Origin of the sequence: Kitasatospora sp. NPDC058063 (assembly GCF_042885395.1) — a bacterium.
In the GTDB taxonomy this organism is placed as follows: domain Bacteria; phylum Actinomycetota; class Actinomycetes; order Streptomycetales; family Streptomycetaceae; genus Kitasatospora; species Kitasatospora lactacystinica.
In genome coordinates this window covers 249,952-269,686 of the sequence record NZ_JBHVSD010000002.1, presented here as the reverse complement: position 1 = coordinate 269,686, position 19,735 = coordinate 249,952, and the positions used below count along the sequence as shown (strand labels likewise).

Genomic DNA, 19,735 nt, shown 5'->3' with positions numbered 1-19,735 from the left:
GGGCCGTCGAAACCGGATCTCACCCGGTACACGCTGCGGGCCGGCGTCCGCACTCGCGGACGCCGGCCCGTCGGCATTCCTTTCGCGCGGCCGATCACGGTCGATCGCTCCGGTCCCAACCCTGCGGACCGGTCCGCCCCGAGCGCACGGGCCGGCCCTCCCATTCCGGCCCCAGAGCGGCGCCGGGTGCGCCGACGCGGCCCAGCACGACGGTGACCGGTCCGCGCCGGCCGGCCCGCAGACCGTACCGCTCCCCCGCCCGGACGTAGACCAAGTCGCCGGAGAGCAAGAGGACTTCACCCAGCTCTCCGAGGAAGGCCGCGGCCCCGGTGAGGACCACCAGGAAGGCGTCGGCGGCGCGGTCCGTGTACGGTCCGCAGGTTCCGCACGGGTCGAGCCGTGCGGTGCCCACCTCCACCTGCCGCCGGCTCGCGGCGGGCGCGGAGTCCGACCGCTGGGCCGGGATGGCAGCCCGGGGCGGAACGGGCCTGACCGTGAGCACGGTGGTCGGCGTGCCGCGGACGGCGGCGATCCGGCAGGAGGTTCCGGGGCGGTGGTGCAGCGCCTCGCCCGGGGAGAGGATCCGGCCGGCCGCGAACAGCCGCCCGGAGAGCACCACGGTCACCGACTCGACCGATTCGTAAGGGAGTTGCTCGATCCGGACGCCCGGCGGAAGCGCCTCGACGGTGAGTCCGGCGCGGACGGCCGGCCGCTGCTCCGGGTCGATCAGCCGCTGGAACGCGGGCGCGGTGCGGGGGACGGCAGCGGGGACGAGGATCACGAGTGGTCACCTCCGAGGGGAACTGGAGGACAGGCAGGATTGGCAGCGCCGGTCGGCCCGGGTCAAGGCCGGTCAGCGCCGGTCAGGGACTGTCGGCGCCGGCCGGCCCGGGTCAGGGCCGGTCGCGGCGGGCGGCACGGCGCCGGGCCAGGGCTGCCCGGGTGCCGGCGGTGTGGCGGGGAACGGCGAGCGTCAGGCAGAGCAGTTCCGCGCCGAGCGGCCCGGCTTCCAGGTGCAGGGCGCGGCCGCGGCGGGCCAGCAGCAGGTCTCCCGCGGAGGCCAAGTGATCCGGCTCATCGGACAGTCGGCCGACGACGGCGGCGCCGCGCAGCACGTGCAGGACGGTCTCGGTGTCGGGCCGGCCCGGGAGGACGTGGTGGGCGCCCGGGCTCAGCCGCAGGTGGTCGAAGGCCTCGCAGGCGCTGGCGAGCATCGGGCTCCGGGCGAGGGAGCGGATCCGTACGCGCTCGCCGTTCGGGCCGATGACGACCATGGCCGCGCCGGTGTCGGTGGTGACGATCACCTGGGGTCACCTTCTTCGGGAGAGGCTTCGGTGCGGTGGACGGAGGGGGCGGGGACGGTGAGCAGGGCGTGGAAGTACTCCAGCCCGGCCGTCCCGGCGGTCAGGACGGTCCGCGAACCGAGCGGCAGCACGACCGCGGTGCCCTCGACCAGCGGCAGGCCGGCGTCGGCGCGCTCCGGGTGGTCCGGGTGCACGGCGCCCTCGGGCAGTTCGGCGAGCCCGGAGCCGGCGGTGACGTAGAGCGCGTGCTCGATGCCGTCGGCGGCCAGTTCGGTGCGGTGGCCCGGGTCGAGTCGTTGCAGGCCGACACCGCGCAGCGGTCCGGCGAGCAGGCGGCCGGGGTCGACGGCGCCTCGGCGGCGCAGGTCGGTGATGACGGTGCCCGACATGACGGGCTCCTTCCGGTCGCGGGCGGGCTCTGCGGTCCGCCTCTGCGATCCACGGTGCGCCGCCCGCTGTCCCGGCCACACGGGGGTGTCGTCCCGTCCGGCTCCCGATCCGATCCCGGCCTGATCCCGCCCCGGTTCCCGGCCCGATCCCGACCTGGATCCCGGTCCGATCCCGACACCGTCCCGGCCCGCCCCACCTGCGGTCCCCGCCCACCGTCCGGACCCGCGATTCCGTCCTGCTCCTGTCCTGGTCCGGGCCGGTTCCCGCCCCCGCGCGCCGCCCCGCGCGGTGACCTGCGCACGCACCCGGAGCCCCCGCCCGCGAACGCCCCGCGCCGACCGGAACGACGTACGGTGGAACCGGAGGCCGTGTCATGCACGTCACCGGAACCCACTTCACCCACTTCGCCGACCGCACCGAGGCGGGCCGTCGGCTGGCCGCCCGCCTGGGCCACCTGGCCGGCCCCGACACCGTGATCGTGGCGCTGCCGAGGGGCGGCGTGCCGGTGGCCGCCGAGGTCGCCGCGGTGCTCGGCGCGCCGCTGGACATCTGCGTGATCCGCAAGCTCGGCGTGCCCCACCAGCCGGAGCTCGGCATGGGGGCGATCGGCGAGGGCGGCGTCCGGGTGCTGAACGACCAGGTCATCCGGTTCTCCGCGGTCACCGACGAGCAACTGGCCGAGGTGGAGCGGCGCGAGCGCGCCGAGCTGGCGCGCCGGGCCCGCCGCTACCGGGGCGACCGGCCGCCCGCCGATCTGCGCGGGCGCACGGTGGTCGTGGTGGACGACGGCATCGCCACCGGGTCCACCGCCCGGGCGGCCTGCCGGATCGTCCGGGAGCGGGGCGCGGCCCGGGTGGTGCTGGCGGTGCCGGTCGCGCCCGCGGACTGGGCCGAACGGCTCGACGAGGTCGCCGACGAGCTGGTCTGCGTCGGCACGCCGTCCCCGTTCTACGCGATCGGCGAGTTCTACGCCGACTTCACGCAGACCGGGGACGAGGAGGTGCTGCGGCTGCTGACCGAGGCCGGCGGCGACCCGTCCTCGGCCTCCGCCGGGGTCGACCGCGAGCTGCTGCTGCCCGTCGCCGGGGTCCGCCTCGCGGGCCGGCTGACCGTCCCGGCCGGCGCGCGCGGGGTCGTCGTCTTCGCGCACGGCAGCGGCAGCGGCCGGCACAGCCCGCGCAACCGGCACGTCGCCGAGTACCTGAACCGCACCGGGCTGGCCACGCTGCTGTTCGACCTGCTCACCGAGGCCGAGGAGCCCGACCGGCGGAACGTGTTCGACGTGGCGCTGCTGGGCGGCCGGCTGACCGCCGTCGCCCGGCGGCTGGGCGCGGCACAGGACGGCCCGGACGCCGCCGTGCCCGAGACCCTGGGCCTGCCGCTCGGGCTGTTCGGCGCGAGCACCGGCGCCGCGGCCGCGCTGCACACCGCCGCCGAGCTGGGCCCGGCGGTGCGCGCCGTGGTCTCCCGGGGCGGTCGCCCGGACCTCGCCGCGCCCGACACGCTGGCCCGGGTCCGCGCTCCGACGCTGCTCGTCGTCGGCTCCCTGGACCCCACCGTGCTCGACCTCAACCGGCGGGCCCGGAGCCGGCTGCGCTGCGAGACCGGGCTCGCGGTGGTGCCGCACGCGAGCCACCTGTTCGAGGAACCGGGGACGCTGGACCGGGTCGCCGAGCTGGCCTCGGACTGGTTCCTCCGCCATCTCCCCCATCCCGTCGGCCCCGGAAGTACGTGACCGTCCCATTGCGCAGACTTCGGGCATCGTCCCCGGTCAGCAGCACATTTTGCGCAGCCGACAGCGGGATTTTCTGATCAGCTTGTACACATTGAGCAGTCAAAATCCGACCTGTTGCCCAACCACCCCGACAGGAGCAAGCTCTCCGCAACCACACCGCCCACCCGTACGCGGTGCGGTCGCGATCCAGCGGAAGCCTCGACGGCGAGGCCCGAAGTGGAGGAACGAGCGATGACCCCGCAGACCCACGCCCTTGAGCTGACCCCCGAGGAGCGCGAGGCCGGTCTTGACGCCGACCAGCTGCGCCGCCTCGTCGGCCTCGTCGAGCACGACGCCGCCGCCGACCCGTTCCCCGTGACGGCCCAGGACGCGGTCGTCTTCGTGGTCGGCAACGCCACCCAGACGGCCCATTTCTACCAGGTCGTCTTCGGCATGGAGCTGGTCGCCTACTCCGGCCCGGAGACCGGCCGTCGGGACCGCAAGGCGTACGTGCTCCGCTCCGGTTCCTGCCGCTTCGTGATCAAGGGCGGTGTCCAGCCGGGCAGCCCGCTGCTGGACCACCACCGCCGCCACGGCGACGGCGTCGTCGACCTCGCCCTGGAGGTCCCGGACGTGGACAAGTGCATCGAGCACGCCCGCGCGTCCGGCGCCACCGTGCTGGAGGAGCCGAACGACGTCTCGGACGAGAACGGCACCGTGCGCCGCGCGGCCATCGCCACCTACGGCGAGACCCGCCACACCCTGATCGACCGCTCCCGCTACCACGGCCCGTACCTGCCGGGCTACGTCGTCGCGGCGAGCAGGGTGACCCACCCCGAGGGCTCGCCCAAGCGCCTCTTCCAGGCCCTCGACCACGCCGTCGGCAACGTCGAGCTCGGCCGGATGGACGAGTGGGTGTCGTTCTACAACCGCGTCATGGGCTTCGTGAACATGGCCGAGTTCGTCGGCGACGACATCGCCACCGAGTACTCCGCGCTGATGTCCAAGGTCGTCGCCAGCGGCAACCACCGAGTGAAGTTCCCGCTCAACGAGCCGGCCGTCGCCAAGAAGAAGTCCCAGATCGACGAGTACCTGGAGTTCTACACCGGCCCCGGCTGCCAGCACATGGCGCTCGCCACCAACGACATCCTCACCACCGTCGACGTGCTGCGCTCGCGCGGCGTGGAGTTCCTCAACACCCCCGACGCGTACTACGACGACCCGGAGCTGCGCGAGCGGATCGGCAAGGTGCGCGTGCCGATCGAGGAGCTGAAGAAGCGCGGCATCCTGGTCGACCGCGACGAGGACGGCTACCTGCTGCAGATCTTCACCAAGCCGGTCGGCGACCGCCCCACCGTCTTCTACGAGTTCATCGAGCGGCACGGTTCGCTCGGCTTCGGCAAGGGCAACTTCAAGGCGCTCTTCGAGTCCATCGAGCGCGAGCAGGACCGACGCGGCAACCTGTGAGCGTCCGACGGCTCCGGCGAGCCGGCTCCCGACGGGCCGGCCTCCGACGGGCTGGCCTCCGACGGACCGGCTTCCGCCCGGCTCCGACGAGCGGGCCTTCGGCGGGCTCCGACGAGCTCTGACGAACACGGATCTCTGCCAGACGGTCGAGGAGGACCACGGAGATGGCGTACTACCGGCAGCTGGGCAGCATCCCGCCCAAGCGGCACACCCAGCACCGCACTCCCGAAGGCGGGCTGTACTACGAGGAGTTGATGGGCGAGGAGGGGTTCTCCTCGGATTCCTCGCTGCTCTACCACCGGGGCATCCCCTCGGCGGTGGTCAACGCGGTGCCCTGGGAGCTGCCGGACCAGTCCACGGTGCCCAACCACCCGCTCCTCCCCCGGCACCTCAAGCTGCACGAACTGTTCGCGGACCAGGACTGGAAGTCCGCGGACGTCGTCGGCAGCCGCCGGCTGGTCCTCGGCAACGGCGACGTGCGGATCTCGTACGTCGCCGCCGGGGCCCCGAGCGAGCTCTACCGCAACGGGCTCGGCGACGAGTGCGTCTACGTGGAGTCCGGCTCCGGCACGGTCGAGACGGTGTTCGGCTCGATCGAGGTCGGCCAGGGCGACTACGTGATCATCCCGCGCGCCACCACCCACCGCTGGGTGCCGGCCGGGGACGAGCCGCTGCGCGCGTACTGCATCGAGGCGAACAGCCACATCACCCCGGTCAAGCGCTACCTGTCGAAGTACGGGCAGCTGCTGGAGCACGCGCCGTACTGCGAGCGGGACTTCCGCGGACCGGTCGGCCCGCTGGTCGTCGACGCCCCCGGGGACGTCGACGTGCTGGTCAAGCACCGTGGCCCGAACGGGGTAGCGGGCACCCGCTACACCGTGCCGCACCACCCCTTCGACGTGGTCGGCTGGGACGGCTGCCTGTACCCGTTCGCCTTCAACATCAAGGACTTCGAGCCGATCACCGGCCGGATCCACCAGCCGCCGCCGGCCCACCAGGTCTTCGAGGGCAACGGCTTCGTCATCTGCAACTTCGTTCCGCGCAAGGTGGACTACCACCCGCTGGCGATCCCGGTGCCGTACTACCACGCCAACGTGGACAGCGACGAGGTCATGTTCTACTGCGGCGGCGACTACGCGGCCCGCAAGGGCTCCGGCATCGGCCAGGGCTCGATCTCGCTGCACCCGGGCGGGCACACCCACGGTCCGCAGCCCGGGGCGTACGAGCGCAGCATCGGCGCGGAGTTCTTCGACGAGCTGGCCGTCATGGTGGACACCTTCCGCCCCCTGGAGCTGGGCGAGGGCGGCCGGGCCAGTGAGGACGCGAACTACGCCTGGACCTGGGCCGGTCGGGGGCCCGGGCGATGAACACGCTGCCGCCGGGGGGCGTGATCCCCGAGCTGTTCCACGGGCTGTTCGACGACGCGGCGGTGTTCCCGCCGGGGAACCTGCCGCTCGTCGACGCGGTGCCCGCGCACCGGCTGCACCGCGCGGCCTGGTACGCCGAGGCGGTCGGCCCGCTCCTCTGCGGGGCGGGCCGGCTGGACGAGTTGGCCGCGGCGGTCGCGAACTCCCCGGAGACCGCCGCGATCCAGGGGCGCGCAGCGGGGGCGGACGGCTCGGTGGCGGCGGGCGGCCGGCCGCTCAAGGTCGGGCTGGTGCTGCCGGGGGGCAGCACCGAACTCGCCCCGGCGCTCGCCGCCGCCGCGCCGTTCGAGCTGGCCGGCGTCGAGCTGGCCACCCGGGACGCCGCGGAGGCGGTGGCCGCGCTGGACCGGCTGCTGCCACCGGACGTCCCGGCCGCCGTCGAGCTGCCGCGCGAACTCCTGCGCGGGGACGGGCTGGACGCCGTCCTGGACGTGCTGGTGGACAGCCCGTACCGGGCGAAGTTCCGCACCGGCGGGCTGGTGGCCGAGGCGTTCCCGGACGAGGACGAGCTGGCCGCCTTCCTCACCGGCTGCGCGCGGCGCGGGCTGCCGTACAAGTGCACGGCCGGGCTGCACAACGCCGTCCGGCACACCGACCCGGAGACCGGGTTCGAGCACCACGGCTTCCTGAACGTGCTGCTGGCCGCGCAGGAGACCGACCGGACGGCGGCCGCGGCGGTGCTGGCGGAGCGCGACGGCGAGGTGCTGGCCAAGGCGGTGCGTTCACTGACGGACCGTCAGGTTACGGTGATCCGCAACTCGTTCACCGCGTTCGGCACCTGTAGCATCGCCGAGCCCCTGGGCGACCTGGCCGCGCTCGGCCTGCTGTCGTCGCCCAGTCCACTGCACCAGGAGGACCGTTGAGCACCACCCCCAGCAGCCCCAGCAGCTGGCTCGCCAGCGCCCAGGACTCGCCGTTCGGCGTGCACAACCTGCCGTACGGTGTCTTCACCGCCGCCGACCGGCCCGGGCGGCGCCGGATCGGCGTGCGCGTCGGGGACTTCGTGCTGGACGCCGGGGCGGCCGCCCGCGCGGCCGGCGCGCCGTCGGCGCTGCTGGACGCGGACTCGCTCAACCCGCTGATGGCGGCGGGGCGGCCGGCCTGGACCCGGGTTCGGGCGGACCTCACCACCTGGCTCACCGACGAGTCCTTCCGCGAGGCGCTGTCGCCGTCCCTGCTGCCGGCCGGCGAGGTGGAGCTGCACCTGCCGTTCGAGGTCGCCGACTACGTCGACTTCTACGCCTCGGAGCACCACGCCACCAACCTGGGCCGGATCTTCCGCCCGGGCTCGGAGCCGCTCACCCCCAACTGGAAGCACCTGCCGATCGGCTACCACGGGCGGGCGGGCACGGTCGTGGTGTCCGGCACGCCGGTGGTGCGGCCGTCCGGGCAGCGCAAGGCGCCCGCCGACGCCGCGCCGACCTTCGGGCCGTCGCGCCGACTCGACATCGAGGCCGAGGTCGGCTTCGTCGTCGGCGCGCCGTCGGAGCTGGGCCGCCCGGTCGCACTGGACGACTTCCGCGAGCACGTGTTCGGCGTCTGCCTGCTCAACGACTGGTCGGCGCGCGACATCCAGGCCTGGGAGTACGTGCCGCTCGGCCCGTTCCTCGGCAAGTCCTTCGCGACCTCGATCTCGCCGTGGATCGTCCCGCTGGAGGCCCTGGAGCACGCCCGGGTCACGCCGCCGGAGCGCGACGTCGAGCCGCTGGCGTACCTGGACGACCGGGGCGGCGAGCCGTGGGGCCTGGACCTGGCGATGGAGGTCCGGCTGAACGGGCACCCGGTCTCCCGGCCGCCGTTCGCCACCATGTACTGGACGGCGCAGCAGCAGCTGACCCACATGACCGTCAACGGTGCTTCGCTGCGCACCGGCGACCTGTTCGCCTCCGGCACGGTCAGCGGGCCGGAGCGGGACACCCGGGGCGCGCTGATCGAGCTGACCTGGAACGGCGAGGAGCCGCTGAAGCTCCCGGACGGGACGACCCGGACGTTCCTGGAGGACGGCGACGAGGTGACCATCACCGCCACCGCGCCCGGGCCGGACGGCACCGTGGTCGGGTTCGGCGAGGTCATCGGGCGGGTTCGGGGCTGAGGGCCCGGACCGGAGGCCGGGGAGCCACGGCGAACCCGACCACGGACAACAGATCACCGATAACGGATGACGGATGACGGATGACGGATAACAGCTGACAGATTTCATCATCTGTCAGCTGTTATCCGTTTCCCGTTCGCCCGCCTCCGTCTAGAGCCCGGCTCCGCCCGTGGCGTCGACGACCCGCCCGGTCACCCAGCGAGCGTCGCCGGAGGCGAGGAAGGCGACGATGTCCGCGATGTCCTCCGGCTGCCCGACCCTGCCGAGCGCGGCCACCGAAGCCGCGTACGCCTCCGCCTCCGGGTTGCCCCGCAGCCAGCCGGCGTTGACGTCGGTGTCCACGATGCCGGGCGCGACCGAGTTCACGGTGATCCCGCGCGGGCCGAGCTGCTTGGCGAGGTTGAGGGTGAAGGTGTCCAGCGCCCCCTTGGTCGCGCCGTAGGCGATGATCTCGGGCATCGCCAAGCGGGCGGCCCCGCTGGAGACGTTGATGATCCGGCCGCCGTCCCGCAGCCGCTTCAGTCCGTACTGCACCACGAAGAACGGCGCCCGGACGTTGACCGCGAACACCTCGTCGAAGCCCTCCTCGGTCAGCGCTTCGAGGTCCGAACTGCGTCCGATCCCGGCGTTGTTCACGATGATGTCGACGCCGCCGTCCGGAGCGTGCGCTCCGATCCCGGCATCGAAGGCCGCCCAGAGCGCGGCCGCGTCGCCGTGCCGGCCGAGTTCGGCGCGCAGCGCGAACGCCCGCCCACCGTCGGCCCGGATGCCCGCCACCACCTCCTCCGCCGCGACCCCGTCCCGGGCGTAGCCGACGGCAACGGTGGCTCCGTCCCGCCCGAGCCGCCGGGCGATGGCCCGGCCGATCCCCCTGCTGCCGCCCGTGACCAGCGCCACCTTGCCCTGAAGCCCGTACGTGCCCGCACCCATGGCCGACTCCCCTCTCACCGCATCCGATAATTATTGAGTCATCGCTCAAGAAAGACGCTAGCACACACTTCTTGAGCGACTGCTCTAAAATTCGGGGCATGAGCGAGGCACAGCAGACGACCGGGACACCCGCGAAGGCAGCACCCGCAGGCGCAGCACCCGACGCCCCACCCCGCCCCCGGCGCGGCCGCCCGCCGGCCTTCGACCGTGCCGAGGCCCTGGCCGCGGCCACCCGGCTGTTCTGGCAGCTCGGCTACGACGCCACCTCCGTCTCCGACCTCACCACCGCCATGGGCATCCGCCCCGGCAGCCTGTACGCGGCCTTCGGCGACAAGCGCTCGCTGTTCGAGGAGGTGGTCCGCCAGTACGGCCGTTCGCCCGTCGGCGCGTTCGCGACCGTCGCGCTGACCGAGGAACCCACCGCGTACGGCGCCTTCGCCCGCATCCTGCGCGAGGCCGCCGCCATCTACCCCGACCCGTCCCATCCGGCCGGCTGCCTGGTGATCTCCGCCGCCACCAACGTCGCCCCGCAGGACGCCGGCGTCCAGGAGCTGCTGCGCGAGCTGCGCAACGCGAACCTGCGGACCTTCGAGGCCCGGCTGCAGCAGGCCCGGCAGGACGGCGAACTGCCGCCCGACGCCGATCCGAAGGCCCTGGCGGGATACCTCGGTACGGTCCTCCAGGGCATGTCCCAGCAGGCCCGGGACGGCGCCACCGCCGCCGACCTGGCCCGCACCGCCGAACTCGCCCTGCGCGCCTGGCCCTGAACCCCGGCCCCTGCCTCCCGGCCGCGCGCCCCGAACCTCGCTGTCCTCCCTGCCCACCCCTGCCCACCCTTGTGCGCCCCGCCCCGCCCCGGCCCGTACCGGTGATCGGGACACCTCCCGACCCCCGGTACGGTGGACGCCAGGATTCCGACGGGAACGAACGGCGGACGACGGCAACGGACGCCGACGGGCGGGGCGTCGACGGGCCGCAGCCGGGCCCGGCGGACACCGAACGGCGTCGACATCACCGAGGGACGGGAGCGGGCCCGATGAACGCAGAGGTGACGGAGGTCCAGGCCTTCCTGGACGGCAGTGTCGGACGGCTCGTGCTGAACCGCCCGAGGGCGCTCAACTCGCTGACCCACGGCATGGTCACCGCCCTGCGCACCGCCCTGGACGACTGGGCCGGGGACGACCGGATACACGCCGTCGTCCTGACCGGCGCGGGCGAGCGCGGACTGTGCGCGGGCGGCGACATCCGCGCGATGCACGACGACGCCAAGGCGGGCGGAGCAGGCACCCGGGCATTCTTCCGCGACGAGTACCGGCTGAACGCCCTGATCGCCCGCTACCCGAAGCCGTACGTCGCGGTGATGGACGGCATCACCATGGGCGGCGGCGTCGGCGTCTCCGCCCACGGCGCGGTGCGGATCGTGACCGAGCGGTCCACCGTCGCGATGCCCGAGACCCGGATCGGCATCGCCCCGGACGTCGGCGGCAGCCGGCTGCTCGCCCACGCGCCGGGCGAGTTGGGCACCCACCTCGGGCTCACCGCCGCCTCGATGGGCCCGGGCGACGCCCTGCTCTGCGGATTCGCGGACCACTTCGTGCCCTCGGCGCGCATCCCGGACCTGCTCGACGCCCTGAGCCGGGGCACCGCCGCGGCGAGCGGGAGCAGCAGCACCGAGGTCGCCGCCCTCGTCGCCGCCCTCGTCGCCGCGCACGCCGAGCCCGCACCGCCCGCCGCACTGGCCGACCGGCGCACCTGGATCGACGCCTGCTACGCGGCCGACACGGTCGAGGAGATCGTCGACCGGCTGCTGAACTCCGGTGTCCCGGAGGCGAAGGAGGCCGCCGTCGCCGTCCTGGCGAACTCCCCCACCGCCGTCAAGACCACCCTGGCCGCGCTGCGCCGCGCCCGCACGCTTCATTCGCTGGAGGCCGTGCTCGACCAGGAGTACCGGATCTCCTGCGCCGTACTGGAGGGCCACGACATGGTCGAGGGCATCCGTGCGCAGGTGGTCGACAAGGACCGCACCCCCCACTGGAAGCCTGGCACGCTCGCCGAGGTGGCGGAGGCGGACGTCGCCCGCTTCTTCGCCCCGCGCGAGGGCGACGAGCTGGGCCTGGCCTGAACCCCGTCCCGCCTCCATCCCCTCCATCTCCTCCACCGGCACGTCTGGAGCCCGTCATGAACCACCCGGTCCCGCCGCCGACCCCGGCCGGGGACACCGACCCGCTGTCCCGGGTGCCGCTGGGCGAGCAGGTGCGCGGGCTGCTGCTGGAGGGCCTGTTGAACGGCCGCTGGCAGCCCGGGGACCGGATCGTCGAGCGGCGCCTGGCCGCCGAGTTGAACGTCAGCCAGGCGCCGGTCCGCGAGGCGCTGCGCGCACTCCAGACGCTCGGGCTGCTCGACGCCGAGCCCAACCGGGGCGTGCGGGTGCGCGAGATCGGCCCGGCCGAGCTTCGCGAGGTCTACCAGGTGCGGGCCGCGCTGGAGCTGCTGGCAGCCGAGTCGGCGGTGGTCCGGCTGGCCGGGGACACCACCGCCCTGGAGCGGCACGCCGAACGGATGGCGGCGGCCGCGGCGGCGGGCGACGCGCTCGGCCAGGCCCGGCACGGGGTGGCCTTCCACCGCGAGATCGTGGCCGCCGCGGGCAACGGGACGCTGCTGCGGACCTGGGAGGGCCTCGGGATCGAGGTGTGGACGGTGCTGTCGCTGCACGAGGTCCGGCCGGAGCTGCACGAGAACGCCGCCGACCACCGGCCGCTGATCGAGGCCTTCCGGCGGCAGGACCCGGCGGTCGGGCGGATGCTGGCCGAGCACGTCCTGGAGTACGCCCGACACGAGGACGGCCGGCGCGAAGACGGCCGACGCTCCGACTGAGGCCGCCCTCGTCGGGGTGCCGACTCATCGCGCTCACATAAAGTGCGCACAAAGATGATCGATCATCGCTCAAACTACCCACCAGTAGCGGTTGACGCGCCACCCCCTTGCTCCCTACCGTCCAAGTAGTTCCATGGAGAGGAATACTATTCCGCATCCCGGAATATGAACCTCTGAAGCGCACCGACGAAGGGGAACGACCCGTGTCCCAGCTCGACCAGCTTCCCGACCAAGACCCCGAGGAGATTGCGGAGTGGCGCGCGTCCCTCGACGCCGCCCGCGACTTCGGCGGCCCGAACCGCGCCGCCCACCTGCTGCGCCGCCTCGTCGAGCACGCCGAACTGCAGCGGCTCGACGTCCCTCCGCTGCTGGACACCCCGTACGTCAACACCATCCCCACCGCCGCCGAACCGGAGTTCCCCGGCGACGAGGAGATGGAGCGCCGGATCACCGCCTGGAACCGCTGGAACGCCGCCGCCATGGTGACCAGGGGCAACCACCGCGGCGGCCTGGGCGGGCACATGGCCACCTACGCCTCCGCCGCCTGGCTGTACGAGGTGGGCTTCCAGCACTTCTTCCGCGGCAAGGAGGCCGACGGCTCCGGCGACCAGCTGTACGTCCAGGGCCACGCCGCCCCCGGCATCTACGCCCGCGCGTTCCTGGAGGGCCGGATCTCCGAGGCCCAGCTGGACCGCTTCCGCCAGGAGGCCGCCGGCGACGGCCTGCCCTCCTACCCGCACCCGCGCAGGCTGCCCTGGTTCTGGGAGTTCCCGACGGTCTCGATGGGCCTCGGGCCGCTCTCGGCGATCCACCAGGCCCGGTTCAACCGGTACTTGGGCGCACGCGGGATCAAGGACACCTCCGGCTCGCACGTGTGGGCCTTCCTCGGCGACGGCGAGATGGACGAACCCGAGTCCACCGCCGCGCTCGCGCTGGCCGCCCGGGAGAACCTGGACAACCTCACCTTCGTGGTCAACTGCAACCTGCAGCGCCTGGACGGGCCGGTGCGCGGCAACGGCAAGATCGTGCAGGAGCTGGAGCGCCGGTTCCGGGCGGCCGGCTGGAACGTGGTCAAGTCGCTGTGGGGCGAGGCCTGGGACGAGCTGCTGGCCCGCGACACCACGGGTGCGCTGGTCCGCCGGCTGGGCGAGGTGCCGGACGGGCAGTTCCAGACCTATGCCGCCTCGGACGCCGGGTACGTCCGCGAGCACCTCTTCCACGGCTCGCCCGAACTGCGGCTGCTCGCCGACACCCTGGACGACCGGCGGCTGATCGAGACCGTCGCCACCTCCCGGGGCGGCCACGAGCCGCGCAAGGTGTACGCGGCCTACCGCGCGGCGCTGGAGCACCGGGGCGCACCCACGGTGGTGCTGGTGCAGACCGTCAAGGGCTGGACACTCGGCCCCGGCTTCGAGTCCCGCAACGCCAACCACCAGATGAAGAAGCTCTCCGGCGCGGAGTTCCGGGCCATGCGCGACCTGCTCGAACTCCCGATCCCGGACAGCGCGTTGGCCGGCGAACTGCCCCCGTACGCCCATCCCGGCCCGGACTCGCCGGAGGCCCGCTACCTGCGCGAGCGCCGCGCCGCACTGGGCGGACCGGCACCCGCCCGCCGGGTGCGCTTCGCCCCGCTGCCCACCCCGCCCGCGAAGCCCTTCGAAACGCTGTTCAAGGGCTCCGGCAGCCAGGAGATCGCCACCACCATGGCCTTCGTCCGGCTGGTCAAGGACCTGATGCGGGACAAGGCGACCGGCCACCGCTGGGTGCCGATCGTCCCGGACGAGGCGCGCACCTTCGGCATGGAGTCGCTCTTCCCGACCGCCGGGATCTACTCCCCGCTCGGGCAGACCTACGACCCTGTCGACCGCGACCAGCTGCTCCACTACAAGGAGTCGGCGACCGGCCAGATCCTCAACGAGGGCATCACCGAGGCCGGTTCGATGGCCTCGCTGACCGCCGCCGCGACCGCGTACGCGACCCACGGCGAGCCGGTCGTCCCGTTCTACATCTTCTACTCGATGTTCGGCTGGCAGCGCACCGCCGACCAGATGTGGGCGCTGGCCGACCAGTTGGGCCGCGGCTTCCTGATCGGCGCCACCGCCGGACGCACCACCATGACCGGCGAAGGACTTCAACACGCCGACGGACACTCCCAGTTGATCGCCTCCACCAACCCGGCCGCGCTCTGCTACGACCCGGCGTTCGGCTACGAGGTGGCCGTGATCGTCCGCGAGGGCCTGCGCCGGATGTACGGCAGCAGCGCTCAACACCCGTATGGCGAGGACGTGTTCTACTACCTCACCGTCTACAACGAGCCGCTCCGGCAGCCCGCGCTCCCGGCCGGCGAGGAGGTCGCGGACGGCATCCTGCACGGCCTCTACCGCTACCGCACGGCGGACGCCGCCGCCCTGTCCCCCGCCCTGCCCACCGCCGTGCCCACCGACCCGGCCGCCGACCCACCGCGGCTCCAGCTGCTCGCCTCCGGCACCGCCGTGCGCTGGGCGCTGGCGGCGCAGCGGCTGCTCGGCGAGGAGTGGGGCGTGGCGGCCGACGTCTGGTCCGCCCCCTCCTGGACGGAACTGCGCCGCGAGGCGCTGGACTGCGACGCGGCCAACCTGGCGCGGGCGGCGGCCGGAACCGACGGGGCGGCCCGCGTCCCCTATGTGACCCGGGCGCTGGCCGGGGCACCCGGGCCGGTGCTGGCGGTCAGCGACTGGATGCGCGCGGTGCCGGACCAGATCAGCCCCTGGGTGGAACAGGACTGGACCTCGCTGGGCACCGACGGCTTCGGCCTCTCGGACAGCCGTACGGCGGCGCGGCGACACTTCGGGGTGGACGCCGAGTCGGTGACGGTCGCGGCGCTGGCCGCACTGGCCCGCCGGGGCGAGGTCGAGGCGGAGACCGTACGGCGGGCGGCGGAACGTTACGGCGTCCGCTTCTGACGGCTCGGCGTCCGCCCGCTCCACCGCCTGGTGACCGGCGTCTCGCATACCAAGACTGGCGCGAGGCGGGGCGCGTCGTAGATCGTTGGGTGGTCAGGGCGCGCCCACGGGCGCCGAGCAGCGGAAATGGGAGTCGACGGCGATGACCGAGACCGAGACCTACGAGACGATCCTGGTCGAGCGCAAGGGACGGGTGGGGCTGATCACGCTCAACCGGCCCAAGGCGCTCAACGCGCTGAACACCCGGCTCATGAACGAGGTGGTCGCCGCCGCGACCGCCTTCGACCGGGACCCGGAGATCGGCTGTCTGGTGATCACCGGCTCGGAGAAGGCCTTCGCGGCCGGCGCCGACATCAAGGAGATGCAGGGCAACCGGTTCCCGGACGTCTACCTGGACGACTGGCTGGGCCCGTGGGACCGGCTCGGCGCCGTGCGCAAGCCGGTGGTCGCGGCGGTGGCCGGGTTCGCACTGGGCGGCGGGTGCGAGCTGGCGATGCTGTGCGACATCCTGCTGGCGGCGGACACCGCGAAGTTCGGACAGCCGGAGATCAAGCTCGGGGTGATCCCCGGCATCGGCGGCTCGCAGCGGCTGACCCGGGCGGTCGGCAAGGCGAAGGCCATGGAGCTGTGCCTGACCGGGCGGATGATGGGCGCCGAGGAGGCCGAGCGGGCCGGACTGGTCTCCCGGATCGTCCCGGCGGACCAGCTGCTCGCCGAGGCGCTCGCGACCGCCGAGACGATCGCGGCGATGTCCACCCCGGCCGCGATCATGATGAAGGAGAGCGTCAACCGCGCCTTCGAGACGACGCTCGCCGAGGGCGTGCGCTTCGAGCGCCGGCTCTTCCACGCGGCCTTCGCCACGGCGGACCAGAAGGAGGGCATGGCGGCCTTCGCCGAGAAGCGCCCGCCGGAGTTCCAGAACCGCTGACAACGGAGGACGTCCGGCAGGCGACAACAGGCCGCGGACGACGGACAGAGGACGGCGGACAGCGGACAGATTTCAGATGATGAAATCTGTCCGCTGAACTCTGTCCACTGAAAGCCGTCGGCTGTCATCTGTCGGCTGTCATCCGTCCCCCGAACGCCCGCCGCCTGTTCGCCGAAGGCAGGCCGTTCGCGACCGGCCGCCGCGCTCAGTCCTCCTCCACCGCCACCGTGTTCAGCCGGGCGAGCCCACTGCGGGTGGCGGCGACCACGATCTCGTCGCCCGGGGCGAGCTGCCGGGTCCGGTCCGGGAAGTTCCACAGCAGCTGCCCGCCGTGGGCGAAGCGCACGGCGATCACCCGGACGCCGCCCGGGTCCTCCAGGTCGTGCCGGTTCAGCCCGATCAGCCCGCTGCCGTCCTCCACCTTCAACTCGGCGATCAGCAGCACGTGCCGGAGCACCGACAGCGTCCCGCGCACCTCGCGCCCCATCAGCGCCGCCGCGAAGGCCGGCGCGGCCAGGTAGGACACCGACCGGGAGGCCGCGTTGTCCAGCGTCTTGTAGAAGTGACTGGCGAAGTCGTCCTCGAACAGCCGCACCACCACCCGGACGTCGGGATTGCCGTGGCGCGCCTCCAGGGCTGCCTCCAGGTTGGTGGCGTCGTCCCCGCTGACGGCGACCAGCGCCCGGCTGTGCTTCAGCCGGGCCCGGCGCAGCTGCTGCTCGAACGGACCGTCGCCCATCACCACCGGGATCCCCAGCGCCCGGACGGCGGCGATGCCGCGGGCCTGCGGGTCCCGCTCCATGCAGACCACCGGCACACCCATGTCGTGCAGTTGGATCGCGACGCGGGTTCCGACGTTGCCGAGGCCGACGACGATCACGTGGTCCCGGGTGCCCGCCCCGGGGTTGCGCGGCTGCCCGCGCCGCCCGGAACCCAGGACCTCCACCGCGATCGCGGTGGCCACCGGCGCGAAGGTGATCCCGCAGATGGTGATCACCACCTGTGCGACCCGCTGCCAGAACCCGCCGGTGCCCGTCCCGGAGGAGATGTCGGAGAGCTGGTCCGGCTGGGCCGCGCCGGCCAGGTCGAGCAGCGCGATGTAGACGGTCCAGCCGAAGTTCCGGTTGAGGTACCAGAGCACCCCGAAGGCCAGCAGCACCGCCGCGAGGGCGGTGAGCAGCACCAGCCGCATCCGGGCGCTGGTGAAGAAGCGCATGGTGTCGAGCAGCCGCCAGCGCAGCCGTCGCTTCCAGTCGATCGGCTCCCGGGGTTCGATCCGCAGCACCTGGAGCGCCGCCCTGCCGCCCGGCTCCTCCTCCTGATCGGGGTCGGCCGCGGCCACCGGTTCGCGCCGAACGCCTCCAGGTCGGATCGGCCCGTCGCCGCCGAACTCGCTGGCGAGCCAGACGAATTCGGCCGAGTCGCCCTGCTGCTCGGGCAGCAGTCGGATCCTGCCGAGGTCCTGCCGGTCGATCTGGTCGGCGACCACGCAGATCCGGTCGGAGGTGATGTCGTCGTCGAACGCGATGTGCAGGTAACGCCCTTCGATCTCCACCGAGTTGGGCCGTCCGAGCGCCGCGGAGGCGAAGGCCGGGGCGGCGGTGGCGGAACCGGAGAGCGCGGCACCGTTCTTGAGCAGCCGTTCGATGTTCTCGCCGAGCCGTTGGTTGAACATCCGGAACACGATGCGGATGTCCGGGTTGTGGTTCTGGGCGCTGAGCGCGGCGTGGATGTTCTCCTGGTCGCTCCCCTCGACCAGGGCGAGACCGCGCGCGGTGCCGATGGACACCGCGCGCAGCGCCTCCTCGGTGATGCCGGCGTACTCCACGACCGCCGCGACGCCGGGCAGCTGCTCGATCTGCGGCGCGTGGTCGCGGGTCCGGTCGGCGACCAGGACGACGACCGGCACCTCGTAGTGCTCGACGAGTTCCAGGATCAGTCGATGGGCCAGCGCATTGCCCCCGCAGACGATGTAGTGCTGGCTGATCGGCTCGACCGGAGGGGTCCCCCACCCTTCAGAAGTCATACCGCCGGATGATATCGACGGGAAGTGTCCGGAGGGTGACGTTCCGGCGACCGCGGCGGATCCCCCGAACGGCCGTATCCGACGCGCGGTCCGGCCGTGGCGCGGAGATGCTGGGGTTCGTTCCCTGCCCGTCAGCCGGCCGACCCGACCCCACCCGTCCTGCGTCACACGACCAGGCAGGACACCGGTCACCGGTCACCCGTCGCCCGGCGTCAGCCCGAGGAGTACGCCACCGTGGCCCCTCCGATCATCACCCCCGACGGCAGCCCGGTCCAGGGCCCGCTCGGACTGCTCGCCAAGGCCGCCTGGCAGGTCCTGCTGGTCGCCGGACTCGCCTCGCTCGCCCTCGGGATCGTGGTCTTCGCCTGGCCCGAGGAGACGCTCCTGGTGGTGGGCGTGCTGTTCGGCCTCTATCTGCTGGTGATCGGCATCGTGCAGCTGATCGCCGCGTTCGGCATCCACTCCACCGCGGCGCTGCGGGTGCTGGCCTTCATCAGCGGTGCGATCTGCGTCCTGCTGGGCCTGCTCTGCTTCCGCAGCGCGGCGCAGTCACTGCTGCTGCTCGCGATCTGGATCGGGATCGGCTGGCTGTTCCGCGGCATCACCCAGCTCGCCGCCGCGATCTCCGACCCGCTGATGCCCGCCCGCGGCTGGCAGGCCTTCGCGGGCGCGGCCAACACCCTGGCCGGCGTGCTGCTGATGGTGTGGCCGGTCGGGTCGATCACCGCGCTGGCCGTGCTGGCAGGCTGCTGGCTGGTGATCCTGGGCCTGGTCGAGATCGTGACGGCGATCCAGGTCCGCGGCCGGGCCAAGCAGATCCCCTCGGGGGTCTGACCTCCGTCCGGTGCTGTGAGGCCGTGTCCCGCCGGGGCACGGCCTCACGGCTGGGCGGGGGCGCGGCAGGGCGCGGCACGGACCGGGCCCGTCACGGGCGCGGGGTGCCACCGGTGCGGGGCGTCACGGGCGCGGGGCGTAGCCGATCCGGAAGGTGGCGGCCTCCAGCCGATCCGGGGTGAGCCGGACGTCGGTCAGCCGCTCGGCGAGCGCGAACGCGGCCTCGGTGTGCTGCGCGTAGTCCTCCGTCTCCAGGTCGAAGCCGCAGGCGGTCAGCAGCTCGGGAATGCCGCGGGCTTCGGCGTCCGAGCCGTCCCGCTGACCAGGGAAGAGCGGCTCGAAGTGCAGCCGCCGGACGCCGTGTTCCCACCAGTGGAAGTGGTCCACGGCGTTGACGTTGCGGAAGTGCGAGACCAGCCGGGTGCCCTCGCCGAGCCGCGGGATCACCGTGTCCAGGGTGCCGAGGTAGCCGTTCGGCTCGATCGCGAGGGCCCAGCCGTCGAGTTCGGTGACCGCGACGAGCAGCCGGTCCTCGGCAGGGTCGAACAGCGCCCCGTCCCCCTCGTCCCTGCCGGCCGCTTCCTCGTCCTCGTTGTCGTCCTCGTCGCCGTCCGCTCCGTCCTGGTAGGCGTCCCAGCGGGCCATAACCGCCGTCAGGCCGACGGCGTCGCTCGCCGGCAGGGCGTCGAAGCGACTCAGCAGCTCGTCGGCCGCGAGGCCTTGGACCTGGGTGAGGCAGTAGGCCTCGCCCAGGTCGGGGTAACGGTCCTCGAACCAGGTGTAGTCGGTGGCGTGTGCGGTCATGAC

General features: G+C 73.1%; 17 protein-coding genes. 11 read left to right on the top strand and 6 right to left on the bottom strand.

All coding sequences use genetic code 11. The features are described 5' to 3' along the window. Positions 1-94: 94 nt before the first annotated feature. From ACFVUY_RS04910 to ACFVUY_RS04900, 3 genes are all read right to left on the bottom strand, one after another. On the bottom strand, positions 95-781 hold the full coding sequence (locus ACFVUY_RS04910) for a hypothetical protein (RefSeq protein WP_387727399.1): 687 nt from the start codon (positions 779-781) through the stop codon (positions 95-97). Between the two features lie 112 nt (positions 782-893). Next, positions 894-1,304: a hypothetical protein gene (locus tag ACFVUY_RS04905; protein WP_387727397.1), complete on the bottom strand. Its 411-nt coding sequence runs from the start codon at positions 1,302-1,304 to the stop codon at positions 894-896. Continuing rightward, complete coding sequence (locus ACFVUY_RS04900) at positions 1,301-1,693, bottom strand: hypothetical protein (protein WP_387727395.1); 393 nt, start codon at positions 1,691-1,693, stop codon at positions 1,301-1,303. The genes ACFVUY_RS04905 and ACFVUY_RS04900 overlap by 4 nt, the downstream gene beginning before the upstream one ends. A gap of 374 nt (positions 1,694-2,067) precedes the next feature. On the opposite strand from ACFVUY_RS04900, the gene ACFVUY_RS04895 reads away from it, so the two are divergent. The 5 genes from ACFVUY_RS04895 (at position 2,068) to fahA (ending at position 8,394) form a co-directional block, all read left to right on the top strand. Next, on the top strand, positions 2,068-3,429 hold the full coding sequence (locus tag ACFVUY_RS04895; protein ID WP_387727393.1) for a phosphoribosyltransferase family protein: 1,362 nt from the start codon (positions 2,068-2,070) through the stop codon (positions 3,427-3,429). Positions 3,430-3,660: 231 nt separating this feature from the next. Next, entirely contained in the window at positions 3,661-4,875 is a 1,215-nt protein-coding gene (hppD, locus tag ACFVUY_RS04890) for a 4-hydroxyphenylpyruvate dioxygenase (RefSeq protein WP_359900421.1), read from the top strand. A gap of 164 nt (positions 4,876-5,039) precedes the next feature. Continuing rightward, positions 5,040-6,242, top strand: a complete 1,203-nt coding sequence (locus tag ACFVUY_RS04885) for a homogentisate 1,2-dioxygenase (protein ID WP_387684808.1) — start codon at positions 5,040-5,042, stop codon at positions 6,240-6,242. Then, entirely contained in the window at positions 6,239-7,165 is a 927-nt protein-coding gene (locus ACFVUY_RS04880) for a hypothetical protein (protein ID WP_387727391.1), read from the top strand. The genes ACFVUY_RS04885 and ACFVUY_RS04880 overlap by 4 nt, the downstream gene beginning before the upstream one ends. Beyond that, on the top strand, positions 7,162-8,394 hold the full coding sequence (gene fahA, locus ACFVUY_RS04875) for a fumarylacetoacetase (protein WP_387727389.1): 1,233 nt from the start codon (positions 7,162-7,164) through the stop codon (positions 8,392-8,394). The genes ACFVUY_RS04880 and fahA overlap by 4 nt, the downstream gene beginning before the upstream one ends. A 150-nt stretch (positions 8,395-8,544) precedes the next feature. Here fahA and ACFVUY_RS04870 read toward each other — a convergent pair whose 3' ends face one another. Further along, complete coding sequence (locus ACFVUY_RS04870) at positions 8,545-9,324, bottom strand: SDR family oxidoreductase (protein WP_387727387.1); 780 nt, start codon at positions 9,322-9,324, stop codon at positions 8,545-8,547. Positions 9,325-9,422: 98 nt separating this feature from the next. Here ACFVUY_RS04870 and ACFVUY_RS04865 point away from each other — a divergent pair, with 98 nt between their 5' ends. The 5 genes from ACFVUY_RS04865 to ACFVUY_RS04845 all read left to right on the top strand — a co-directional run bounded on the left by ACFVUY_RS04865 (position 9,423) and on the right by ACFVUY_RS04845 (position 16,068). Then, complete coding sequence (locus ACFVUY_RS04865) at positions 9,423-10,091, top strand: TetR/AcrR family transcriptional regulator (RefSeq protein WP_387727385.1); 669 nt, start codon at positions 9,423-9,425, stop codon at positions 10,089-10,091. A 281-nt stretch (positions 10,092-10,372) separates the two neighbouring features. After that, a complete protein-coding gene (locus ACFVUY_RS04860; protein ID WP_387727789.1) occupies positions 10,373-11,446 on the top strand; it encodes an enoyl-CoA hydratase/isomerase family protein in 1,074 nt (357 codons plus the stop codon). A 56-nt stretch (positions 11,447-11,502) separates the two neighbouring features. After that, the gene (locus ACFVUY_RS04855; protein WP_387727383.1) at positions 11,503-12,198 is read left to right on the top strand and encodes a GntR family transcriptional regulator; all 696 of its coding nucleotides are present in this window, start codon (positions 11,503-11,505) and stop codon (positions 12,196-12,198) included. A gap of 203 nt (positions 12,199-12,401) precedes the next feature. Then, a complete protein-coding gene (aceE, locus tag ACFVUY_RS04850; RefSeq protein WP_387727381.1) occupies positions 12,402-15,140 on the top strand; it encodes a pyruvate dehydrogenase (acetyl-transferring), homodimeric type in 2,739 nt (912 codons plus the stop codon). 142 nt (positions 15,141-15,282) lie between these two features. Then, positions 15,283-16,068, top strand: a complete 786-nt coding sequence (locus ACFVUY_RS04845; protein ID WP_359900403.1) for an enoyl-CoA hydratase — start codon at positions 15,283-15,285, stop codon at positions 16,066-16,068. A 205-nt stretch (positions 16,069-16,273) separates the two neighbouring features. Here ACFVUY_RS04845 and ACFVUY_RS04840 read toward each other — a convergent pair whose 3' ends face one another. Continuing rightward, complete coding sequence (locus ACFVUY_RS04840; protein ID WP_387727379.1) at positions 16,274-18,094, bottom strand: NAD-binding protein; 1,821 nt, start codon at positions 18,092-18,094, stop codon at positions 16,274-16,276. Between the two features lie 234 nt (positions 18,095-18,328). Here ACFVUY_RS04840 and ACFVUY_RS04835 point away from each other — a divergent pair, with 234 nt between their 5' ends. Further along, on the top strand, positions 18,329-18,928 hold the full coding sequence (locus ACFVUY_RS04835; protein ID WP_387727377.1) for an HdeD family acid-resistance protein: 600 nt from the start codon (positions 18,329-18,331) through the stop codon (positions 18,926-18,928). Positions 18,929-19,051: 123 nt separating this feature from the next. On the opposite strand, the gene ACFVUY_RS04830 is transcribed toward ACFVUY_RS04835, so the two are convergent. Continuing rightward, the gene (locus tag ACFVUY_RS04830) at positions 19,052-19,732 is read right to left on the bottom strand and encodes a DUF6461 domain-containing protein (RefSeq protein ID WP_387727375.1); all 681 of its coding nucleotides are present in this window, start codon (positions 19,730-19,732) and stop codon (positions 19,052-19,054) included. Positions 19,733-19,735: the final 3 nt, after the last annotated feature.